Origin of the sequence: Arthrobacter sp. E44, from assembly GCF_041877125.1 — a bacterium.
Classification (GTDB): Bacteria; Actinomycetota; Actinomycetes; order Actinomycetales; family Micrococcaceae; genus Arthrobacter.
Genome location: NZ_JBHDJA010000015.1, coordinates 86,416 through 106,349, shown reverse-complemented (window position 1 = coordinate 106,349; position 19,934 = coordinate 86,416). Strand labels below are relative to the sequence as shown.

The following is a 19,934-nucleotide window of genomic DNA, read 5'->3' as shown; positions in this document are numbered from 1 at the left end:
GTGATGGAACGGTATTCAGGCTGCAAACTTCAGGCTTCCCTGGCGATCGCTTCCTTGGTGGAGGTGGTTTCGTCGGGCTGGATGGGGTTGCTGGGCCCGGAAGTGGGGCGGTTCATGTTCCGGGTCAGCATGCCGATGATGGACCGCTTGCCCTGGGTCTTGTTGTAGACGTCGAAGGCTACGGCGATCAGGAGCACCAGGCCCTTGATGATCTGGGTGAGGTCGGCACCGACGCCCAGGAGCTGCAGGCCGTTGTTGAGCACTGCCATGACCAGGCCACCGATGATGGAGCCGACCACGGTGCCCACGCCGCCGGTCACGGCCGCGCCGCCGATGAAGACTGCCGCGATGGCGTCCAGTTCCCAGCCGACGCCGTCGAACGGGCCCGAGGCGGTGGAGCGGCCCACGAAGATCATGCCAGCCAGGCCGGCCAGGATGGACATGTTCATCATGACCAGGAAGTTGACCTTCTTGGACTGGACACCGGAGAGTTCGGCTGCGTGGCGGTTGCCACCGACGGCGTAAACGTGGCGGCCCAGGATGGTGCGGGACGAGATGAAGCCGTAAATCAGCACCAGGACGGCCAGGATCAAGCCGGGGATGGGGAAGGATGTGCCCGGACGGCCGGTGGCGAACAGGTACGTGGCGTAGAGGATGGCGGCGCAGATGAGCACCAGCTTCAGCACGGTCACCCACATCTCGGGTACTTCGGCGCCCAGCGCTTTGGCCCGGGCACGGGAGCGCAGTTCGCCCCACACCACGAAGACTACGGCGGCGATGCCCAGCAGGAGTGTCAGGTTGTTGAACCCGGTGTCGGGTCCCACCTCTGGAAGGTAGCCGGAACCGATGTACTGGAAGTCGGTGGGTACCGGGATGGTGTTGGACTTGCCCACGAACTGGTTGAAGCCGCGGAAGAGGAGCATGCCGGCCAGGGTCACGATGAAGGCCGGGATGCCAACATAAGCTGTCCACCAGCCTTGCCAGGCGCCGATGACGGCACCGAGGACCAGGCCCAGGAGGATCCCGGCCCACCAGGGGATTCCCCAGTCGCGGAGGGCCAGGGCGACGGTGACGCCGACGAATGCGGCGACCGAGCCGACGGAGAGGTCGATATGGCCGGCGATGATCACCAGCACCATGCCGATGGCCAGGATCAGGATGTAGGAGTTGCCGTTGAAGAGGTTGATGACGTTGCCGGGAGTCAGGGTCCGGCCTTCGGTGGCGAACTGGAAGAAGATGATCAGGGCCACGAGGGCGAAGATCATGCCGAATTGGCGGGTGTTTCCGCCAAACAGCTTTTTGAGGGCGTTCATGGTGTCAGTCCTTGTGTCCGGAAGGTTCTGGATGGGCCAGAGGGTCAGGCGGCTTTTCGGGTGGCGGAGGTCATCAGCTTCATCAGGCTTTCCTGGCTGGCCTCTTCTTTGGTCAGGACACCGGTGATGGCGCCTTCGAAGATGGTGTAGATGCGGTCGGACAGGCCCAGGAGTTCGGGCAGCTCGGAGGAGATGACGATGACTCCCTTGCCCTGGTTTGCCAGTTGCTGGATGATCCCGTAGATCTCGTACTTGGCCCCGACGTCAATGCCGCGGGTGGGTTCGTCGAGGATCAGCAGGTCCGGGTCGGTGAACATCCACTTGGCCAGCACAACCTTCTGCTGGTTGCCGCCGGACAGCTTGGCCACGCCTTCCTCCACGGACGGCGTCTTGGTACGCAGCGACTTGCGGTACTGCTCGGCCACGGTGAACTCCTGGTTGGGGTCCACTACCGAGTTGTGGCTGATCTTCTTCAGGGCGGCTGACACGGTGGTGGTCTTGATGTCGTCAAGGAGGTTCAAACCCAGCGACTTGCGGTCCTCGGTGACGTATCCCAGTCCGGAGTCGATGGCCTGGCGGACGTTCTTAAGAACGATCTCCTTGCCGTCCTTGTAGATGTGGCCGTCGATGAAGCGTCCGTAGGAGCGGCCGAAGACAGAACGGGCCAGCTCGGTGCGGCCGGCGCCCATGAGCCCTGCGAAGCCCACGATTTCCCCGCGGCGGACGTAGAAGCTGGAGTTCTTGCAGACCAACCTGTCCTGGACTGCGGGGTGGCCAACGGTCCAGTTCTTGACCTCGAAGAACACTTCCCCGATCTTGGGGGTGTGCTCCGGGAAGCGGGATTCCAGGGTGCGGCCCACCATGCCCTTGATGATGCGGTCCTCGTCTACGCCATCCTTCTTCACATCCAGCGTCTCGATCGACTTGCCGTCACGGATGATCGTGATGGAATCGGCAATTTGCTCGATCTCGTTGAGCTTGTGCGAAATGATGATCGAGGTGATGCCCTTTGCCTTGAGCCCGAGGATGAGGTCCAGCAGGTGCTGCGAATCAGATTCGTTCAGCGCGGCCGTGGGCTCGTCCAGGATGAGGATCTTCACGGACTTGTTCAGCGCCTTGGCAATTTCCACGAGCTGCTGCTTGCCGACGCCGATTTCCTTGATGGGGGTGTCGGGGTCTTCCCGCAGGCCGACGCGTGCCAGGAGGTCCAGCGACCGCAGGCGGGCCTCGGCCCAGTTGATGACGCCCCGTTTGGTGGGTTCATTGCCCAGGAAGATGTTTTCCATGATGGACAGCTCGGGGATCAGCGCCAGTTCCTGGTGGATGATCACGATGCCGGCGTGCTCGCTGGCCCGGATGTCCCGGAACTGCTGGACCTGCCCCTGGTAGACGATGTCGCCGTCGTAGCTTCCGTACGGGTACACACCGGACAGGACCTTCATGAGGGTGGACTTGCCGGCCCCGTTTTCGCCGCAAATAGCGTGGACCTCGCCGGCCTTTACCCGAAGGCTTACGTCCGACAAGGCTTTAACGCCGGGGAATTCCTTGGTGATGGACCGCATCTCGAGGATGACCGGGTCCGTGTGCGTGGTCTGGGACATCATGAGCCCTAACCCTCCAATGCAATGACTTCTTTGTCCGGCCGGCAAAGCGCAGGGCCGTCTGAACCAAAAGTAAACTGGATCACAGCCATTGTCGTCAAGTCTTTAACGCAATTGCCGGATAACGAAATGGTCTAGGACTTCCGGATCCCCGCATGCTGGAAGACCAGTGCTGCTGCCCCGAGGGCCTCCGCGCGGTCGCCGAGCGAGGACATGGTCAGGGTGGTGGTTTCGCCGATCACGGGCACTGCATGCCGGATCAGGCCCCTCCGGATAGGGTCCAACAGGAGGTCCCCGAGGCCGGCCAGGGGACCGCCCACCACGATGACCTCGGGGTTGATCAGGTTGGCCACGTTGCCCAGCGCGCGGCCCACGGCCAGGCCCGCATCGTCGACCACGCGGAGGGTGGCGGAGTCCCGGTTCAGGGCCTTGCGGACGATGTCAGCGGGCGTCAGGGGAGGGTCGTCGCCGCGGCTGAGGAGCTCGATCATGGTGGTGGTGGATGCAATGGTTTCCAGGCAGCCGCGGTTGCCGCAGCGGCACACCAGGCCCTGCTCATGAATGGTGGCATGGCCGATTTCGCCGGTGATCCCCACGTTGCCGTAATAGGGGGCCCCGTTGAGGATCAGGCCCGCGCCGATGCCGGATCCGATCTTCAGGAACAGCAGGTTACTGACCCCGGAATGCTGCCCCCAGGTCACCTCGGACCACGCGCCCAGATTGGCGTCATTGTCAACAAAGACGGGGATTCTCAAGGTTTCCTCAAGATGCTGAAGGATGTTGATGCCCACCCATTCGGGAAGGATGGCCCCCTGCGCCACCGTCCCGGTCCGCCGGTCGATAGGGCCAGGAATACCGACGCCGGCACCCACCACAGAGGACCGGTCCACGCCGCTTTCGCGCAGGAGTTTCTCCAGCAGGGCCACGGCCGCCTGGATGCCGTCATCCGCTTGGTGGCCCAGCGGGAGCATCACCGATTCCTCGGCGATGACGTGGTAGCTGAGCGAGGCCAGGACCACCCTTAGGTGGCGCCGGCCGAAGTCGATTCCGACGGCGACGGCGCCGTTGCTGTTCAGCCGCACGTTCAGAGCACGCCGGCCCGAACTGGTGATGGGTTCAGTGGATGCCAGGCCGGAGTCGAGCATGATTTTGACAATGTTCGAGACGGTGGCGGTGGACAGCCCCGTTTGCCGGGCGAGCTCCGCCTGCGTGGAGGGGCCGCCCATTAGAGTCTCGATAATCCGCTGCTGGTTCAGCTGCCGCAGCGCGGACTGGGACCCGGGATTCTTGGGCTTGCTCTTCGTTGAGCGCGGGGGTGCGGACATGCTAAGAACATTGCCCTATTGCTGCGCTTGTAGTCAAGAAGTTAACGCATGGCCGCCTGTGCAGTAGTGGACAAGCACCCGGCCCAAGGCAAGCGGGACCCCCGTGCATTCTGTCCCGGACGCCAGGCTGGCGGGTCCAAACGACCCGGCGGACTCCCGGAAGGGCTGTCTAGGCTGGAAGGCAGAACACTTACGAACAGCCATTCCCCGCGGAGAGGCATACAGAAGGTGGTAACGATGCTGCTGTCCGTCCTGCAGGCGAATGCCGCGGTCCTGGACGTCGAGGCCAATCTCCGGACGGTGGATGATGCCGCACGCCGGGCTGCCACAGCTGGGGCGGACCTGCTGCTCACGCCGGAGTTGTTTCCGGTGGGCTACGCCCCGCTCAGGCTGCGATCCGAACTGGACCCGGCAAGCCTTCCCGCCATCCGTGCGCAGCTGGCCGAGATCGCCCGCCGGAACGGAATTGCGCTCGTCTACAGCCTGCCCTCCGTCGCCGGCGGCGAAGCCGGCGCCCCCGCCCAAGGCCGCGACTGGCACATTTCCGCAACCTTGGTCGACGCTACCGGCACCGAGCTCCTGTCCTACGCCAAGGTGCACCTCTTCGGCGGCGAGGAGCGCAAGGCCTTCGTGGCAGCCGCTGAACCCCCCGCCGTCGTCACCTTCAAGGGCGTGCGCACCTCCCTGCTGATCTGCTACGACATTGAATTCCCGGAGGCCGCCAGGGCGGCAGCTGCCCGGGGCGCCGAACTGCTCCTGGTGCCCACCGCCCTGTCCACAGGCTTCGACGCCGTGCCGCAGGTGCTGATCCGTGCCCGCGCCTTGGAAAGCCAGCTGAACGTGGCCTATGCCAACCACTGCGGAATCGAGGACGCCTACACGTTCGGGGGCGGAAGCGTCGTGGCCGGCCCCGACGGCGCGGTCCTCGCCTCCGGTGGCGGCGGCCCGGAACTGCTGTTTGCCCAAGTGGGCACCGAGACCGTACACGCAGCACGGGAAGAGGTGCCATACATGAGGGAGCGCCGGCCTGAGCTGTACCGGGAGTGGGAGGGGCGCCTGGCCGAGGGTGCCGATACCGCGGACGGTGCCTAAGCCGTTAGACAGCGTCAGCGGTCAAGGCGTCCGCGTACTGCAGCGCAATCCACAGCTCGGCCCGCACCTGTGCCTGGTTCAGGTCCATCTGCAGCAGCTCACCAAGGAGGCCGATCTGGCGCCGCACGCTGTTCCGGTGCAGCCCCAGCCGCTTGGCCGACCCGTCCCAGCTGCCGTTTTCGCTGAGCCACCCCTGTAAGACGGCCAGCAGCGGGTCCCGCCGGTCCGGTTCCAGCGCCAGGACCGGCCGCAGCAGCCTTTCGGCCAGCAGGGTCCCTGCGTCACGGCCCAGCAGCCCGGTAACGGACCAGGACACTTCATCGGCGCGTACACTGGTCCCGCTTCTCTGGACCTGGCTGCGCAGCGAGGTGGCGCGCTGGTACGCCGCCGGTAGGGCGGTGAGCTCTGTGGGTTCGCCGATCACCAGGCGCCACCCGAGCTTCTCCACATCCGCAAGCAATGCATCATCAACCTTGAGCCGGGTCACGGCCGCAAATCCGTAGTCCGTGATCTCCACCAGCTTGGTGTCGAACATCCGCCGCCACTGCAGGAGTTCCCGCACGGGACTGTCGCCGGCCGGCTATTCGGGCGCTTCCACCTTGATGCCCTGCACCACGCGCATCGGTGCGGAGCGAGTGGAGGACAGGCTTTGGGCCAGCAGGTCCTTGAGTCCGTTCAGGTGCTTGGTGCCGCCCGTGGTGAGGCTTTCGGGATGCAGCAGGACGGCGGTGGCCAGCTGGCTGGGAGCCAGCGACCCGCTGGTGCGCTGCCGTACCAGCAGCTCGAGCAGTCCGACGGCGGACTGGACCACGTTGTTCTGCGCGGGCGTCAGCGGAACGTCGGAGCCGAGGATCAGTGCGCCCAGGTTGGCGTCCTTGGTGCTGCGGAGGGGGTGGCCCACCACCAGGGCAGAGCCCGGCTGGTCGAATCCGTCCATTTCCACCCGCGGGCCGCGGCCGGACAGCAGCCGTTCCAGCATCGGTTCCAACAGGGAAAGGTCGACGGCGGTGCTGCCGCCGGCGCCGGTGCCGCGGGCCCGGACCCTGCCGTCCGCCCCCACCATGACCGCCCACACGGGCACCCGCTGGACCAAGGCGGCCAGCAGTTCGTGTTCGGGCTTGGGGGAGAGGACGGCCCGCATGAGCTGCCGGTTGGTCTCTGCCAGCTGCCGGAAAACCCTGGCATTGTCAGTTTCCAGGAGCTGCGAGAATTCGAGGCCGATGGCAGCGAACGGCAGCGACTCCGGCACCTCGAACAAGGTGAGGTTGTGCCTGCGGCAGGCGTCCACCACCACGTCGGGGGCGGCGTCGAAGTAGGGCCTGATGCCGAAGCCGAGGGCGGCCACCTTTGCCTCCACCAGCCGCCGGACGTAGGCATCCACCTTCGCGGGGGAGCCACCCTCGCCGAGGAAGGGCAGGCCGGCGGTGAGCAGGAACTCGCCCTCGGGAAGGTAGGGCGTGGGGTCCTCCAGCTCGCTGGGCTCCACCCACCGCAGCAGCTGCCCGCCACTGCCGCCGTCGTGAAGCGTCTTCAGTACCGGCGGCAGCTGGTCAAGGAACTGCTGGAGGGTGACGAAGCTCAGCCGCCCGGTTGCGGCGGGCTCAGCCGGCATGGCCGACGCCGGCGGGAGCCGGCTCCTGGTAGTCGGGGCACTCGTGGGCGGCCGCCCCCGCATAGGAGCGCGGCAGGCGCGGTGCGATCCGGTTGATGATTTCGTCCCCGTGGCTGCCAATGGCGGCACCCCAGTCGTCGGCGCTGGCGGCACCGGACGCGGGGTCGCCAAACAATACAGCGGTATCACCCACCTCAAAGCCGGTGCGGTCCGGCCCCAGGTCCACCATGAATTGGTCCATGCACACCTTGCCGATCACGGGCACCCGGCGGCCCCCGACGCTCACCACCGGGCGGCCGCTGATGCCTTTTGGAATACCGTCCGCGTAACCCAGGGGAATCAGGCCCAGGTAGCGCGCCTCATGCGTGATGGCCTGGTGTTCGTAACTGATCCCGGTGCCGGCAGGAACCTTCTTGATCATCACCAGCGGAGCGGTCACGCTGAGCGCGGGACGCAACCCGAAGTCCGCGGGAGCCAGGTAGTCAGCAGGGGCCAGGCCGTAGATGGCCAGCCCGGCGCGCACCATGTCGAAATGGAATCCGGGGCGGTCAAGGATGTTGGCCGAACTGGACACGTGCCGGAGTTCAGGGTCAAGTCCGGCGACTTTCGCAAGCCGGACTGCTTCCTCGAATTCCGCTACTGCGGCACTGTTCCCGGGATGGGCTGGGACATCCGCCCACGCCAGGTGGGTCCAGATGCCGCGCACCCGCAGGGCACCGTCGAGTTCGGCCCGGCGGGCCCGGGCAACCAGCCCGGCCCAGTCCTCCATGCGGGCGCCACCCCGGCTAAGTCCGCTGTCGAGTTCACGATGTACGACGCCGGGGCGTCCCAGCCGCTGTGCGGCGGCTGCCAGCACCTCCAGTTGGGAGACGCTGCCAAGGGACAGATCGACGTCGTTTTCGAGGGCCTCGGTGATGGCTTCACTCGTCTGGGATGCCAGATAGAGCCAGGAAAGGATCGGCGCGGTGATGCCCGCCCTGCGGAGTGTGATGGCTTCAGCGAGCTGTGCCGTGCCCAGCCAGTCTGCGCCGGCCGCGACCGCGGCCTTGGCCACTTCAACCAGGCCGTGGCCGTAGCCGTTCCCCTTGACCACAGCCATGAAAAAGGGTGCCGCGCTGCGTTCTCTCAAGACCCGGACATTGTCTGAAATGGCGGACAGGTCGACGTTGACCTGCCCGGACAACACCGCCGGCGCGGACTGTTCGGTGTGTGCATTAAGTCTCATGGTGGATCACTATAAGTCATTTTGCACCGGGTTGAGAGTTGCCTCACATGCCAACCTTGGGGAGGGGAAACCGAAAACTACTCTGAAGGGACGTCAACGGTGACTGTGCCTGTAACCACCAAAAAACCATTGCGCCGCGCGTAGGACGGCCCGGGCTCCGGGCCCAACTGCTGCGCCGTAAACCGATCGGCCAGATGATCAGCGAAGCCGGAAGCGGCGGGGGCGGCGGCGGGCTGGTGCGCAGCTTCGGCGTCCTCCAGCTCACCATGATCAGCGTAGGTGCCACCCTGGGGACCGGCATCCTGGTGATCCTCGGGGAATCCGTGCCGCTGGCCGGCCCGGCCATCTGGATCTCCTTCGTCATCGCGGGCCTGGCCGCCCTGCTCTCCGCCGTCTCCTACGCTGAAATGGCCGGGCTGGTTCCGGTGGCCGGCTCAAGCTACTCCTACTCCTACGCCACCATGGGCGAGGGCATGGCGTGGATCTGTGGCTGGTGCCTCGTCCTTGAATACGCCGTCTCCGTGGCAGCAGTAGCTGTGGGCGCCGGGCAGTATGTTAACGAGGCGCTGGCCGCCTTCGGGCAGGTCCTTCCCGATGCCATGTCCCAGCCCCCGGGTGACGGCGGGGTGGTGAACATTCCCGCGGTGGCCATCGTAGTGCTGGCCATGGTCCTGCTGGTGCGCGGTGCACGGGAAAGCGCCTGGATCAACACCGCCATCGTCATCATCAAGGTGGGCATCCTGCTGTTCTTCTGCGCCGTTGCCTTCACCGCGTTCAACGCCGGAAACTTCGAGCCGCTGATGCCCATGGGTGCCGCCGGCGTCTCAGCCGCAGCTTCGCGGGTGTTCTTTTCCTACATTGGCTTTGATGCGGCCTCCACCGCCGGTGAAGAAGCCAGGAACCCCAAACGCGACCTTCCCCGCGCCATCCTGCTGTCCATGGTGATCGTCACCAGCATCTACGTCCTGGTGGCCGTCGCCGCCATAGGTGCCAGGCCCTGGGGCTGGTTCGACGGCACCGAGGCCGCCCTGGTCCAGATCCTGGAGGAGACCACCAACCAGCCCTGGATCGCCCTGCTCTTTTCCGTCGGTGCCGTCTTGGCCATCGCCAGCATCGTGCTCACCGTCCTCTACGGGCAGACCCGCATCCTGTTGTCCATGTCGCGGGACGGGCTGGTGCCCAAGATCTTCGGACGCGTCTCTCCCCGCACCGGCACCCCGGCCGCCGGCACCCTCATCGTGGGCACCGCCGTCGCGCTCACCGCAGGGCTGGTGCCGCTCGGCGCCCTGGCGGACGCCACCAGCATCGGCACCCTGTTCGCATTCGCGCTGGTCAACGTGGCCGTCATCTACCTGCGCCGCCACCGCCCTGACCTGAAGCGCAGCTTCCGGGTGCCGCTGTACCCCATGACCCCCGTGCTGGGCACGTTGATGTGCGCCTACCTCATGGCCAACCTCGGTGCCGAGACCTGGCTGGTCTTCGGTGCCTGGATGCTCGTGGGCATTGCCATCTACTTCGGCTATGGACGCCGGAACTCGAAGGTAGCGGCTCTCAGCGAGCTCGACTACCGTGAACTGACCGCCAAGGCCCCCAGCCAGGAACCTGTGAAAGCAGCACACTCATGACCATCGCCACCGAACTGCCCGCCTTCGACCCCTCCAGCACATCCACGCCGCCGGCGGATGCAGCCGGACGCGGCGCTGCGGGACAGGCAGCGCCCATCACCATGCTGAACCCCGACTTCCCGTTCAGCTACGACCACTACCTGGCCCACCCGGACGGGCTGGGCTCGGTTCCGCGGGAGCTGTACGGCACGGAGGTGGCCGTCATCGGCGCCGGCCTCTCCGGGCTGGTGACCGCCTATGAACTCATGAAACTCGGCCTGCGGCCCGTGGTCTATGAAGCGGACCAGATCGGCGGAAGGCTCCGCACAGCGGCTTTCCCGGCAGCACCCGGAGTGGTGGCGGACCTGGGCGGCATGCGTTTCCCGGTCTCTGGCAAGGCCTTCTACCACTACGTGGACCTGCTGGGCCTGGAGACCCAGGACTTCCCCAACCCCCTTGCCGAGGCCACCTCCAGCACCGTGATCGAGCTGGCCGGCAAAAAGTACTACGCGGAAAAGTCCGGCGACCTGCCACCTTTCTTCCGCGAGGTGGCCGACGCCTGGAAGGCCGCGGTCAACGACGGCGCCAAGTTCGTGGAGACGCAGGAGGCCATCAAGGCGCGCGACATGGCCCGCATCAAGGAACTGTGGAACGAACTGCTCCCGCTCATGGACGAGCAAACCTTCTACGGCTTCATCGCCGCCAGTGAATCCTTTAAGAAGGCAGGGTTCGCACACCGGGAAGCCTTCGGCCAGGTGGGTTTCGGCACCGGCGGCTGGGACACCGACTTCCCCAACTCCATCCTGGAAATCCTCCGCGTGGTCTACACCGACGCGGACGACCAGCACCGGCTCATCCGCGGGGGAGCGCAACGGCTCCCCGAGGCACTGTGGCAGCACGCGCCGTCGGACCTGGTGCACTGGCCCGCCGGCACCTCCCTGGCCTCGCTGCACTCCGGTTCGCCCCGCGGCGCCGTGGGGAAGATCAGCCGGGACCCGGACGGCAATCTGCGCGTCCGCGAACGGTGGGGCCGCGAGGCCAGCTACCCGGCTGTGGTCACCACCTGCCAGTCATGGCTGCTGTCCACCCGCATCCACACCGAGGAAGCGCTGTTCCCGGCCGAACTGTGGACCGCCATGGAGAAATCGCACTACATGCAGTCCTCGAAGACGTTTGTGATGGTGGACCGGCCGTTCTGGAAGGACACCGACCCCGAAACCGGCAATGAGGTCCTTTCCATGACCCTGACCGACCGGCTGAACCGCGCCACGTACCTGCTGGACAACGGTCCGGACCAGCCGGCCGTGATCCTGCTGTCCTACACGTGGAACGACGACGCCCTGAAGTGGCTGGCCCTGGACGCGGACGAACGCGTGGAGCTGATGCTGCACTCCCTCGAGCAGATCTATCCGGGCGTGGACATCGCCGGGCACATCGTGGGCCAGCCGATCACCGTGTCCTGGGAGGCGGACCCCAACTTCATGGGCGCCTTCAAGGCCAACCTGCCCGGGCACTACCGCTACCAGCAGCGGCTGTTCACGCACTTCAAGCAGGACAAGCTGCCCGAATCCCAGCGCGGCATCTTCCTTGCCGGCGACGACGTCTCCTTCACCGCCGGCTGGGCTGAAGGTGCCGTGACCACCGGATTGAACGCCGTGTGGGGCGTGGTGAAGCACCTGGGCGGGTCATCCGCGCAGGGCAACCCGGGTCCGGGCGACCTGCTGGACGAGTTCGGTCCGATCAGCCTGGATTAACCGATCAGCCTGGACTAGCGTGGGCCCACGCCCGCCGGGTTCCCTGGCCGAGCTTGCGAGGTTAGGGAGTGGGTGGGGAGAGCTCGCGGTGTTGCGCCGCGAGCTCCACGTAACGCGTCGCATTGGCGCGGACGCCGTCGAACTCCTCATCGGTGAGTTCGCGGCGCACCTTGGCGGGCACGCCCGCCACCAGTGAGCGGGGTGGAACCACCGTTCCTTCGAGCACCACGGCGCCGGCCGCCACCAGCGAGCCGGCGCCGATCACTGCGCCGTTGAGGACCGTTGCGCCCATCCCGATCAGGCAGTCGTCCTCCACGGTGCAGCCATGGACGACGGCGGCGTGCCCCACGCTGACGCGTTCGCCCACCGTGCAGGGGAAGCCAGGGTCGGCGTGCAGCACCACGTTGTCCTGCAGGTTGCTCCCGGCGCCTACCGAAATGGGGGCGGTGTCGGCACGGACGGAGACGCCGTAGAAGGCGCTGGAGTCCCGGCCCAGGGTGGCGTTGCCGATGATGGAGGCCGACGGGGCCACGAACGCTGTTTCATGGATGGCCGGGGCGTTGCCGGCGAAAGGGTAAAGAGGAGCCATGGCTTCACCCTAAGCCACCCCCGCCACCCAACTGACTCGCATTAGTTGTCGTTTTGCGGGTCGAAAACGACAACTAATGCCAGCCAGTTGGGTAGCTGAGGGGGAGTGGCCTAGTTGAAGACCACGGTGCGGTTGCCGTCCAGCAGCACCCGGTGCTCGGCGTGCCACTGCACGGCCTGGACCAGCGTGCGGCCCTCCACGTCGCGGCCCATTTGGACGAACTGCTCGGCGGTGCGGGCGTGGTCCACCCGGATGACTTCCTGCTCGATGATGGGCCCCTCGTCCAGGGCTGCGGTGACGTAGTGGGCCGTGGCGCCGATCAGTTTCACGCCGCGCGCGTGCGCCTGGTGGTAGGGCTTGGCGCCCTTGAAGGACGGTAGGAACGAGTGGTGGATGTTGATGGCCTTGCCCGTGAGGTCGGCGCAGAGTTCATCGGACAGGATCTGCATGTAGCGGGCCAGGACGGTCAGCTCGATGTCGTGCTCGGCGATGAGCGCGCGCAGCTTGTCCTCCGCCTGCACCTTGGTGTCCTTGGTCACGGGGATGTAGTGGAACGGGATGCCGTAGAACTCGGCCAGCCCGGCCAGGTCCTGGTGGTTCGACACGATGGCCGGGATTTCGATGGGAAGCGTGCCGGAACGCTGCTGGAAGAGCAAGTCGTTGAGGCAGTGGGCCGAGGTGCTGCACATCACCAGGGTGCGCACTTTGTCGCCCACAGTATCCAGGCTCCACTGCATCGAGAAGGCCTCTGCCACCGGCTCCAGCGCGGCGCGCAGCTCCGACTTGGGGGCGGCCGTGGTCACCTCCACCCGCATGAAAAAGTTGCCGGTGGTGGGGCTGCCGTACTGCTGTGAATCCATAATGTTGCACCCCGCCACCAGGAGTGCTCCGGCCACCGCGTGGACGATTCCGGGACGGTCCGGGCAGGACAGGGTTACTACATACGCTTGGTTCAGCAGCTGTTCATTCACGCGTAATAGCCTACCCGCGCCGCGGGCGCCGGTTTTGGTAGGCTGGGACGGTCGCAACTGGCGTTGGGTGGCTAACCACCAGGGAGCGGCAATCACGAAGACCACGGATCGTACGCCTGGGCCGAGGGTCATGTTTTGCCGGAAAGTGGGGTTGCGCCCGCGTCAGCGCAGCAGCGCCATGCCGAGCTTTCACGCCCTGTCATCAACACGGTGCGGAAGCGCGCCAGCCGGTAGCCTGACCTAAGCAGTGCCCGTATCCCTAGCCAGGAGTTCTTCGTGACTACTACAGCCACCTCAACCACAGCCGTCAGCAACCAGCCGCTGGCTGAGCTCGACCCCGAAATCGCCAAAGTCCTTGAGCAGGAGCTGGGCCGCCAGCGCGGCACCCTGGAAATGATTGCCTCCGAGAACTTCGCGCCCCGCGCCGTGATGGAGGCCCAGGGCTCCGTCCTCACCAACAAGTACGCCGAGGGCTACCCGGGCCGCCGCTACTACGGCGGCTGCGAATATGTTGACGTTGCAGAGCAGTTGGCCATCGACCGGGTCAAGGCACTGTTTGGCGCCGAGTTCGCCAACGTCCAGCCGCACTCCGGTGCACAGGCCAACGCCGCGGCCCTCTCCGCCATGATCACCCCCGGCGACAAGATCCTGGGCCTGTCCCTGGCCCACGGCGGCCACCTGACCCACGGCATGAAGCTGAACTTCTCCGGCAAGCTTTACGAAGTTGCCGCCTACCAGGTGGAGGAAGACACCTTCCGGGTGGACATGGACAAGCTCCGCGAGCAGGCCATCAAGGAAAAGCCCCAGGTGATCATCGCCGGCTGGTCCGCCTACCCGCGCCACCTGGACTTCGCCGCCTTCCGCTCCATCGCCGATGAAGTGGGCGCACTGCTCTGGACCGACATGGCACACTTCGCCGGCCTCGTGGCTGCAGGCCTGCACCCCAGCCCGGTGCCGCACTCCGACGTCGTCACCTCCACCGTGCACAAGACCCTGGCCGGTCCCCGCTCCGGTGTGATCCTGGCCAAGGAACAGTGGGGCAAGAAGCTGAACTCCAACGTCTTCCCCGGCCAGCAGGGCGGCCCGCTGATGCACGTCATCGCCGCCAAGGCCGTGGCCTTCAAGATCGCCGGCACCCAGGAATTCAAGGAGCGCCAGGAGCGCGTCCTGGAAGGTGCCAAGATCATCGCCGACCGCCTGAACCAGGCCGACGTGGCCCAGGCCGGAGTCTCCGTTCTCACCGGCGGCACCGACGTCCACCTGGTGCTCGTTGACCTGCGCAACTCCCAGCTGGACGGCCAGCAGGCCGAGGACCTCCTGCACTCGGTGGGCATCACCGTCAACCGCAACGCCGTCCCGTTCGACCCCCGCCCGCCGATGGTCACCTCTGGCCTGCGCATCGGCACCCCCGCCCTGGCCACCCGCGGCTTCGGCGCCACCGAGTTCACCGAGGTCGCCGAGATCATCGCCACCGCCCTCAAGGCAGGCAACAGCGCCGACGTCGAGGCCCTGCAGGCACGCGTTGACAAGCTGGCAGCCGACTTCCCGCTCTACCCGCAGCACGAGCAGTGGTAACCAATGACTGAAACCACAACCGCGCAGATCCTCGACGGCAAGGCCACCGCCGCTGCCATCAAGGCCGAGCTGACCGAACGCGTGGCCGCACTCAAGGCCAAGGGCGTCACTCCCGGCATCGCAACTGTGCTGGTGGGCGCGGACCCGGCCTCGCAGCTGTACGTCTCCATGAAGCACAAGCAGTCCGTGCAGATTGGGATGAACTCCATCCAGCGCGAGCTTCCGGCCGACGCCACCCAGGAACAGGTGGAGGCCCTCATTGACGAACTCAATGCGGACCCCGCCTGCCACGGGTACATTGTGCAGCTGCCGCTGCCCAAGCACCTGGACACGGATGCCATCCTGGAACGGATCGACCCCGCCAAGGACGCCGACGGGCTGCACCCCACCAACCTCGGCCGGCTGGTGCTGAACGTCAACAACAAGATCACCACGCCGCTGCCGTGCACCCCCCGCGGTGTCATCGAGCTCCTGGAGCGCAACGGCTACAGCCTGGCCGGCAAGCACGTTGTGGTGGTGGGCCGCGGCGTCACCATCGGCCGCTCCATCGGCCTGCTGCTCACGCGGCGGGACGTCAACGCCACCGTGACCCTGACCCACACCGGCACCACCAACCTCTCCGAACTGCTGAAGCAGGCGGACGTGATCGTGGGTGCGGCCGGCGTGAAGCACATCGTCAAGGCAGCGGACGTGAAGCCGGGTGCCGCTTTGCTGGACGTCGGCGTCACCCGCGAGACCGATCCGGAGACGGGCAAGAGCCGCGTCTACGGCGACATCGATCCCGCCGCCGCCGAGGTGGCCGGCTGGATTTCGCCGAATCCTGGCGGCGTGGGCCCCATGACAGTGGCTCTGTTGATGACCAACGTGGTGGAGGCCGCGGAACGCGCGGCAGGCATCGGCCAGTAGGCACTGCAGACTAGTTCCGGCAGGAAGAAGTACGACGGCGGCACGGCACCTTTCCCAGGAAAGGCGCCGTGCCGCCGTCGTACGTTTAATAACGAAACTGCAAGCGTCCTTCCACATCCGCCCCGCCTCCATTAGTCTGCACAGGTGCACAACCACGCCCTGACGCCTGCCGGCACCCTGACCACGGGCCCGCCGTCCGGCACCGTCATCTCCGCCGAAAACCTGACCAAGACCTACGGTGATGTTGCCGCCGTCGACGGCATCTCCTTTGCCGTGCCCGCGGGGGAGTCCTTCGGGCTGCTCGGGCCCAACGGCGCGGGCAAGTCCACCACCATGAAGATGATCGGCGGTGTCACCCGCCGCTCCGCGGGGCAGCTCAGCATTATGGGGCTGGACCCGGACACCCACGGCCCTGAGGTGCGCGCGCACCTGGGCGTGGTGCCGCAGCAGGACAACCTGGACGAGGAACTGCGCGTACGCGACAACCTCCTGGTCTACGGTCGGTATTTCGGCCTGCCCATGAGCTACCTCAAGCCCAAGGCCGATGAACTGTTGGAATTCGCCCAGCTGACGGACAAGGCCAAATCCCGGGTGGACGCCCTCTCCGGCGGCATGAAGCGCCGCCTCACCATCGCGCGGTCCCTGATCAACGAACCGCGGATCCTGCTGCTGGACGAGCCCACCACGGGACTCGACCCGCAGGCCCGCCACATCCTCTGGGACCGGCTGTTCCGGCTGAAGGAGCAGGGCGTCACCCTGATCCTCACCACGCACTACATGGACGAGGCTGAGCAGCTCTGCGACCGACTGATCGTGGTGGACAAGGGCCGGATCATGGCCGAGGGCTCGCCCGCGGAGCTGATCCGTGAGCACTCCACCCGGGAAGTGGTGGAGCTGCGGTTCGGTTCGGAACGCAACGCCACCATCGGGTCGCAGCTGGAGGGCATCGGGGAACGGCTTGAGGTGCTGCCTGACAGGGTGCTGATGTACGCGCACGACGGCGAGTCCGCCCTTGAGCAGGTATCGGCCCGCGGCCTGAGGCCGCTGACGTCGCTGGTCCGCAGGTCCTCGCTGGAGGACGTGTTCCTTCGGCTCACCGGGCGGAGCCTCGTTGACTGAATCCGGGGGATTGACTGAATCAGACGGGTTGGCTGAATCAGTGTCGGGGGTTGGTCCGCGCCCCGCGCTGCGGGCGCACGCGCCGGAGGTCTCGGCGGCCAAGGCGCGGCGTTGGGGTGCCTTCTACTATGCGGAGCAGGTGCTCCGCGTCATGAAGGGGTACACCTGGTCCATCGTGATGTACAGCGTCGGCCAGCCAGTGGCGTACCTGTTCGCCATGGGTGTGGGCTTGGCCACCCTGGTGGATACCGGCAACGAGGCCTTCGGCGGCGTCTCCTACCTGGCCTTCATCGCCCCGGCGCTGCTGGTGTCCGCCGCCGTGATGACTGCTGCCAACGAGTTCACGTTTCCCATCATGGACGGGTTCAAGTGGCGGCGGATCTACTTTGGCCCCCATGCCTCGCCGCTGACACCGCAGCAGATTGCCGCCGGCCAGATCATTGCCGTGACGCTGCGCCTGCTGCTGCAGTCAGCCATCTACTTTGCCGCCGTGGCACTGTTCGGCGCTTCGCCGTCGGGTTGGGGCTGGGTAGGCATCCTGGTGGCCACCCTGACGGGGCTCGCCTTTGGGTTGCCGCTGATGGCCTACTCGGCCTCCATCACTGAGGACAAGGGCCAGTTCGCGCTGGTGATGAGGTTCATTGTGATGCCGCTGTTCCTGTTCTCCGGCACGTTCTTCCCGCTGGAGAACCTGCCACTGGCCGTCCGCTGGATCGGGTGGATCTCACCCATCTGGCACGGCACGGAACTGGGCCGGGTGTTCAGTTTCGGTTACCGTGAACCGCTGCTCCTCACGGTTGTCCACGCCGCCGTGCTGGCGGGGCTGGCTGTCCTGGGATGGGTGCTGACGCGGCGCCGCTTCGCCCTGAGGCTGGGCCAGTGAGCGCGCCCGCGCAGGCGCGCAGCCGGACGTTCGGGCCGCTGTACTCCCGCAACGCCAGGGCAGTAATTGCCCGCGGGCTTATGGCCACGCGGAGCACCAACTGGCTGGTGATGGTGTCCGGATTCTTCGAGCCGGTCCTGTTCCTCATCTCCATGGGCGTGGGCCTCGGGGCCATCGTGGGCGAGGTCCAGGGGCCTGACGGTACACACATCAGCTACGCCGCCTACATTGCCCCTGCCCTGCTGGCTGTCTCGGCCATGAACGGTGCGGTGTATGACTCCACGTGGAACGTCTTCTTCAAGATGAACTTCGCCAAGCTCTACCAGGGCATGCTCTACACGTCGCTGGGCCCGCTGGATGTCGCGCTGGGAGAGATCTTCCTGGCCTTGCTGCGGGGCATGCTCTACGCCACCGGATTCACGGCGGTCATGGGGGTCATGGGGCTGATCACTTCGCCTTGGGCGCTGCTCATGATTCCAGCGTCCGTCCTGATTGCCTTCGGGTTCGCCAGCCTCGGCATGGGCATCACCAGTTTCCTCAAGACCTTCCAGCAGATGGACTGGATCAACTTCATCCTGCTGCCCATGTTCCTGTTCAGTGCCACCTTCTACCCCTTGAGCGTGTATCCGCAGCCCATCCAGTGGTTCATCCAGGCCATGCCGCTGTGGCACGGGGTGGAGCTGCTGCGGCAGATCAGCGTGGGAAGCTTCACGTCCGCCACACTCCTGCACGTGGGCTACTACCTGGTGATGACCGCAGTCGGCATGCTGCTGACCACCCTGCGCCTGCGGAGCCTGTTCCTGAAGTGATGCCCGCGTCCAACTAGGTCGCATTACTTGTCGTTTTGAGCCGTCAGAACGACAACTACTGCGAGTCAGTTGGGGGAGCGGGGGTTTGTTCGCCGGGGGTGGAAGGCGGCGGAAGCACAGTCTTCCGTTTGAGACAATGGCTGCATGCGAACTTTGGGCAGCTCCTCGTCATCCTCCAAACCCGCCCGGGGTGGTTTTTCGATGTTCCGGATCAGCGGACCGGGGCTGATGGTCCTGGTGACGGCTTTCGTTGTGGCGGTTATTTTCGCAGCGAACCAGAACGACGTCGTGGGCTGGGTTGTGGCCATCATCGCCGGCTTCTGGCTTGCGCTGGCTGCGTTCGTGGTCTTCAGCATCCAGCGGGCCGCCAAGAAGGCCGGGGCGAAGCTGTCAGAGGCCCAGAGCGCGTTCCAGACGGCAGCCGGACGTGGTCCGGCCCGCGTATCGGCCGACCACGGGGGGACGCAGGTGATCTACGAACGCACCGAGGCTGACGAGGTGCGCGACCTGAAGCTGGACCATTCGTTCAAGATCGTCCAGGTACAAATCCGCGTGGTGGAGGAGGAGCGTGCCAAGGGCGACGCCGCGAACCACGACACCATCAACCGCGCCCTCGAGACCATCCAGATCACAGCCGCCAATGCCCGGGACATGATCAAGTCCTCCGGGGGCAACGGGGAGCCGGTGACCGGAACCATCATCGACTAGAGTGGAGCGGGTGAGCTCGGCATTGAACAAGGACCACCTTCGCATCGCATCCGTGAACGTCAACGGCCTCCGGGCTGCCTACAAAAACGGTATGGCGGCATGGCTGGAGCCGCGCGAAGTGGACATCCTTTGCCTGCAGGAAGTGCGCGCCCCTGACGCCATCGTCCGGGAGCTGCTGGGGGATGGCTGGCATATCCTGCACGCCGAGGCTGAGGCGAAAGGCCGTGCCGGCGTCGCCATCGCATCCCGGCTGGAACCGCTGGAAACCAGGAACGGCATCGGCGACGACTACTTCGCCACCGCCGGACGCTGGGTGGAAGCGGATTTCCGCGTCCCTGACGCTGCAGGAAACCCCGTCCAGCTCACCGTCGCCAGCGCCTACGTGCATTCAGGTGAAGTGGGAACTCCCAAGCAGGATGACAAGTACCGCTTCCTTGACGCCATGCACACCCGGCTTCCGGAGCTGACCAAGCACAGCGACCATGCGCTGGTGGTGGGAGACCTGAACGTCGCCCACACGCCCCGGGACATCCGGAACTCCAAGGGCAACCTCAAGAAGGCCGGGCACCTGCCGGAGGAACGCGCGTACTTCGACCGCTTCTTCGGCGAGGAGGTCGGCTGGCATGACGTCCACCGGAACCTGGCCGGCGACGTCGACGGGCCGTACACCTGGTGGTCCTGGCGCGGCAAGGCGTTCGACAATGACACCGGCTGGCGCATCGACTACCACATTGCCACCCCCGAACTTGCCGCGTCCGCCATTTCGGCTGTTGTGGACCGTGCAGCCACCTGGGACACCCGCTTCTCCGACCACGCCCCGCTGGTAGTGGACTACCAGCTCTAAGCCC

16 protein-coding genes and 1 pseudogene are annotated in these 19,934 nt (G+C 65.9%); 10 read left to right on the top strand and 7 right to left on the bottom strand.

Annotation, left to right across the window (positions count from 1 at the left end; all coding sequences use genetic code 11):
- Nucleotides 1–29 precede the first annotated feature (29 nt).
- The 3 genes from mmsB to ACETK3_RS14470 all read right to left on the bottom strand — a co-directional run bounded on the left by mmsB (nucleotide 30) and on the right by ACETK3_RS14470 (nucleotide 4,239).
- A complete protein-coding gene (gene mmsB, locus ACETK3_RS14480) occupies nucleotides 30–1,313 on the bottom strand; it encodes a multiple monosaccharide ABC transporter permease (RefSeq protein WP_236821580.1) in 1,284 nt (427 codons plus the stop codon).
- Between the two features lie 44 nt (nucleotides 1,314–1,357).
- On the bottom strand, nucleotides 1,358–2,917 hold the full coding sequence (mmsA, locus tag ACETK3_RS14475; RefSeq protein ID WP_373993104.1) for a multiple monosaccharide ABC transporter ATP-binding protein: 1,560 nt from the start codon (nucleotides 2,915–2,917) through the stop codon (nucleotides 1,358–1,360).
- A 131-nt stretch (nucleotides 2,918–3,048) separates the two neighbouring features.
- Nucleotides 3,049–4,239, bottom strand: a complete 1,191-nt coding sequence (locus ACETK3_RS14470) for an ROK family transcriptional regulator (protein WP_142130729.1) — start codon at nucleotides 4,237–4,239, stop codon at nucleotides 3,049–3,051.
- A gap of 237 nt (nucleotides 4,240–4,476) precedes the next feature.
- Here ACETK3_RS14470 and ACETK3_RS14465 point away from each other — a divergent pair, with 237 nt between their 5' ends.
- Entirely contained in the window at nucleotides 4,477–5,331 is an 855-nt protein-coding gene (locus tag ACETK3_RS14465; RefSeq protein ID WP_373993103.1) for a nitrilase-related carbon-nitrogen hydrolase, read from the top strand.
- A gap of 4 nt (nucleotides 5,332–5,335) precedes the next feature.
- Here ACETK3_RS14465 and ACETK3_RS14460 read toward each other — a convergent pair.
- Together ACETK3_RS14460 and alr are read right to left on the bottom strand one after the other, a co-directional pair.
- Nucleotides 5,336–6,943, bottom strand: a pseudogene (locus ACETK3_RS14460) (PucR family transcriptional regulator ligand-binding domain-containing protein).
- A complete protein-coding gene (gene alr, locus ACETK3_RS14455) occupies nucleotides 6,933–8,168 on the bottom strand; it encodes an alanine racemase (protein ID WP_373993102.1) in 1,236 nt (411 codons plus the stop codon). Before alr ends, ACETK3_RS14460 begins: the two are co-directional and overlap by 11 nt.
- Nucleotides 8,169–8,362: 194 nt before the next feature.
- Between alr and ACETK3_RS14450 the strand changes: the two genes are divergently transcribed.
- Both ACETK3_RS14450 and ACETK3_RS14445 read left to right on the top strand, forming a co-directional pair.
- On the top strand, nucleotides 8,363–9,793 hold the full coding sequence (locus ACETK3_RS14450; protein ID WP_237430102.1) for an amino acid permease: 1,431 nt from the start codon (nucleotides 8,363–8,365) through the stop codon (nucleotides 9,791–9,793).
- Nucleotides 9,790–11,526, top strand: coding sequence for an NAD(P)/FAD-dependent oxidoreductase (locus ACETK3_RS14445; protein ID WP_237430103.1), 1,737 nt, complete (start codon nucleotides 9,790–9,792; stop codon nucleotides 11,524–11,526). Before ACETK3_RS14450 ends, ACETK3_RS14445 begins: the two co-directional genes overlap by 4 nt.
- Before the next feature lie 61 nt (nucleotides 11,527–11,587).
- On the opposite strand, the gene ACETK3_RS14440 is transcribed toward ACETK3_RS14445, so the two are convergent.
- Nucleotides 11,588–12,115, bottom strand: coding sequence for a gamma carbonic anhydrase family protein (locus ACETK3_RS14440; protein ID WP_237430104.1), 528 nt, complete (start codon nucleotides 12,113–12,115; stop codon nucleotides 11,588–11,590).
- Between the two features lie 110 nt (nucleotides 12,116–12,225).
- Nucleotides 12,226–13,086 (bottom strand): formyltetrahydrofolate deformylase, encoded by an 861-nt coding sequence (gene purU / locus ACETK3_RS14435; RefSeq protein WP_236801514.1) that lies wholly within the window; start codon nucleotides 13,084–13,086, stop codon nucleotides 12,226–12,228.
- A 276-nt stretch (nucleotides 13,087–13,362) separates the two neighbouring features.
- On the opposite strand from purU, the gene glyA reads away from it, so the two are divergent.
- The 7 genes from glyA to ACETK3_RS14400 all read left to right on the top strand — a co-directional run bounded on the left by glyA (nucleotide 13,363) and on the right by ACETK3_RS14400 (nucleotide 19,930).
- Nucleotides 13,363–14,661: a serine hydroxymethyltransferase gene (gene glyA / locus ACETK3_RS14430; RefSeq protein WP_236801516.1), complete on the top strand. Its 1,299-nt coding sequence runs from the start codon at nucleotides 13,363–13,365 to the stop codon at nucleotides 14,659–14,661.
- A 3-nt stretch (nucleotides 14,662–14,664) separates the two neighbouring features.
- Entirely contained in the window at nucleotides 14,665–15,567 is a 903-nt protein-coding gene (locus tag ACETK3_RS14425; protein WP_237430105.1) for a bifunctional methylenetetrahydrofolate dehydrogenase/methenyltetrahydrofolate cyclohydrolase, read from the top strand.
- A 144-nt stretch (nucleotides 15,568–15,711) separates the two neighbouring features.
- Nucleotides 15,712–16,686 (top strand): ABC transporter ATP-binding protein, encoded by a 975-nt coding sequence (locus tag ACETK3_RS14420; RefSeq protein WP_236801518.1) that lies wholly within the window; start codon nucleotides 15,712–15,714, stop codon nucleotides 16,684–16,686.
- Nucleotides 16,687–16,696: 10 nt separating this feature from the next.
- A complete protein-coding gene (locus ACETK3_RS14415) occupies nucleotides 16,697–17,569 on the top strand; it encodes an ABC transporter permease (protein ID WP_237430106.1) in 873 nt (290 codons plus the stop codon).
- On the top strand, nucleotides 17,524–18,378 hold the full coding sequence (locus ACETK3_RS14410; protein WP_373462166.1) for an ABC transporter permease: 855 nt from the start codon (nucleotides 17,524–17,526) through the stop codon (nucleotides 18,376–18,378). The genes ACETK3_RS14415 and ACETK3_RS14410 overlap by 46 nt, the downstream gene beginning before the upstream one ends.
- Nucleotides 18,379–18,522: 144 nt before the next feature.
- Nucleotides 18,523–19,086 carry a hypothetical protein gene (locus tag ACETK3_RS14405; RefSeq protein ID WP_236801521.1) on the top strand — a complete coding sequence of 188 codons (564 nt, stop codon included), beginning with the start codon at nucleotides 18,523–18,525 and terminating at the stop codon, nucleotides 19,084–19,086.
- A 10-nt stretch (nucleotides 19,087–19,096) separates the two neighbouring features.
- Entirely contained in the window at nucleotides 19,097–19,930 is an 834-nt protein-coding gene (locus ACETK3_RS14400; protein WP_236801523.1) for an exodeoxyribonuclease III, read from the top strand.
- The last annotated feature ends 4 nt before the right edge of the window (nucleotides 19,931–19,934 follow it).

Excerpts from the sequence above, each read along its gene's own strand:
- mmsB (WP_236821580.1), bottom strand. The coding sequence starts at position 1,313 with ATGAACGCCCTCAAAAAGCTGTTTGGCGGAAACACCCGCCAATTCGGC.
- mmsA (WP_373993104.1), bottom strand. The coding sequence starts at position 2,917 with ATGATGTCCCAGACCACGCACACGGACCCGGTCATCCTCGAGATGCGG.
- ACETK3_RS14470 (WP_142130729.1), bottom strand. The coding sequence starts at position 4,239 with ATGTCCGCACCCCCGCGCTCAACGAAGAGCAAGCCCAAGAATCCCGGG.
- ACETK3_RS14465 (WP_373993103.1), top strand. The coding sequence starts at position 4,477 with ATGCTGCTGTCCGTCCTGCAGGCGAATGCCGCGGTCCTGGACGTCGAG.
- alr (WP_373993102.1), bottom strand. The coding sequence starts at position 8,168 with ATGAGACTTAATGCACACACCGAACAGTCCGCGCCGGCGGTGTTGTCC.
- ACETK3_RS14450 (WP_237430102.1), top strand. The coding sequence starts at position 8,363 with ATGATCAGCGAAGCCGGAAGCGGCGGGGGCGGCGGCGGGCTGGTGCGC.
- ACETK3_RS14445 (WP_237430103.1), top strand. The coding sequence starts at position 9,790 with ATGACCATCGCCACCGAACTGCCCGCCTTCGACCCCTCCAGCACATCC.
- ACETK3_RS14440 (WP_237430104.1), bottom strand. The coding sequence starts at position 12,115 with ATGGCTCCTCTTTACCCTTTCGCCGGCAACGCCCCGGCCATCCATGAA.
- ACETK3_RS14425 (WP_237430105.1), top strand. The coding sequence starts at position 14,665 with ATGACTGAAACCACAACCGCGCAGATCCTCGACGGCAAGGCCACCGCC.
- ACETK3_RS14410 (WP_373462166.1), top strand. The coding sequence starts at position 17,524 with ATGGGTGCTGACGCGGCGCCGCTTCGCCCTGAGGCTGGGCCAGTGAGC.
- ACETK3_RS14405 (WP_236801521.1), top strand. The coding sequence starts at position 18,523 with ATGCGAACTTTGGGCAGCTCCTCGTCATCCTCCAAACCCGCCCGGGGT.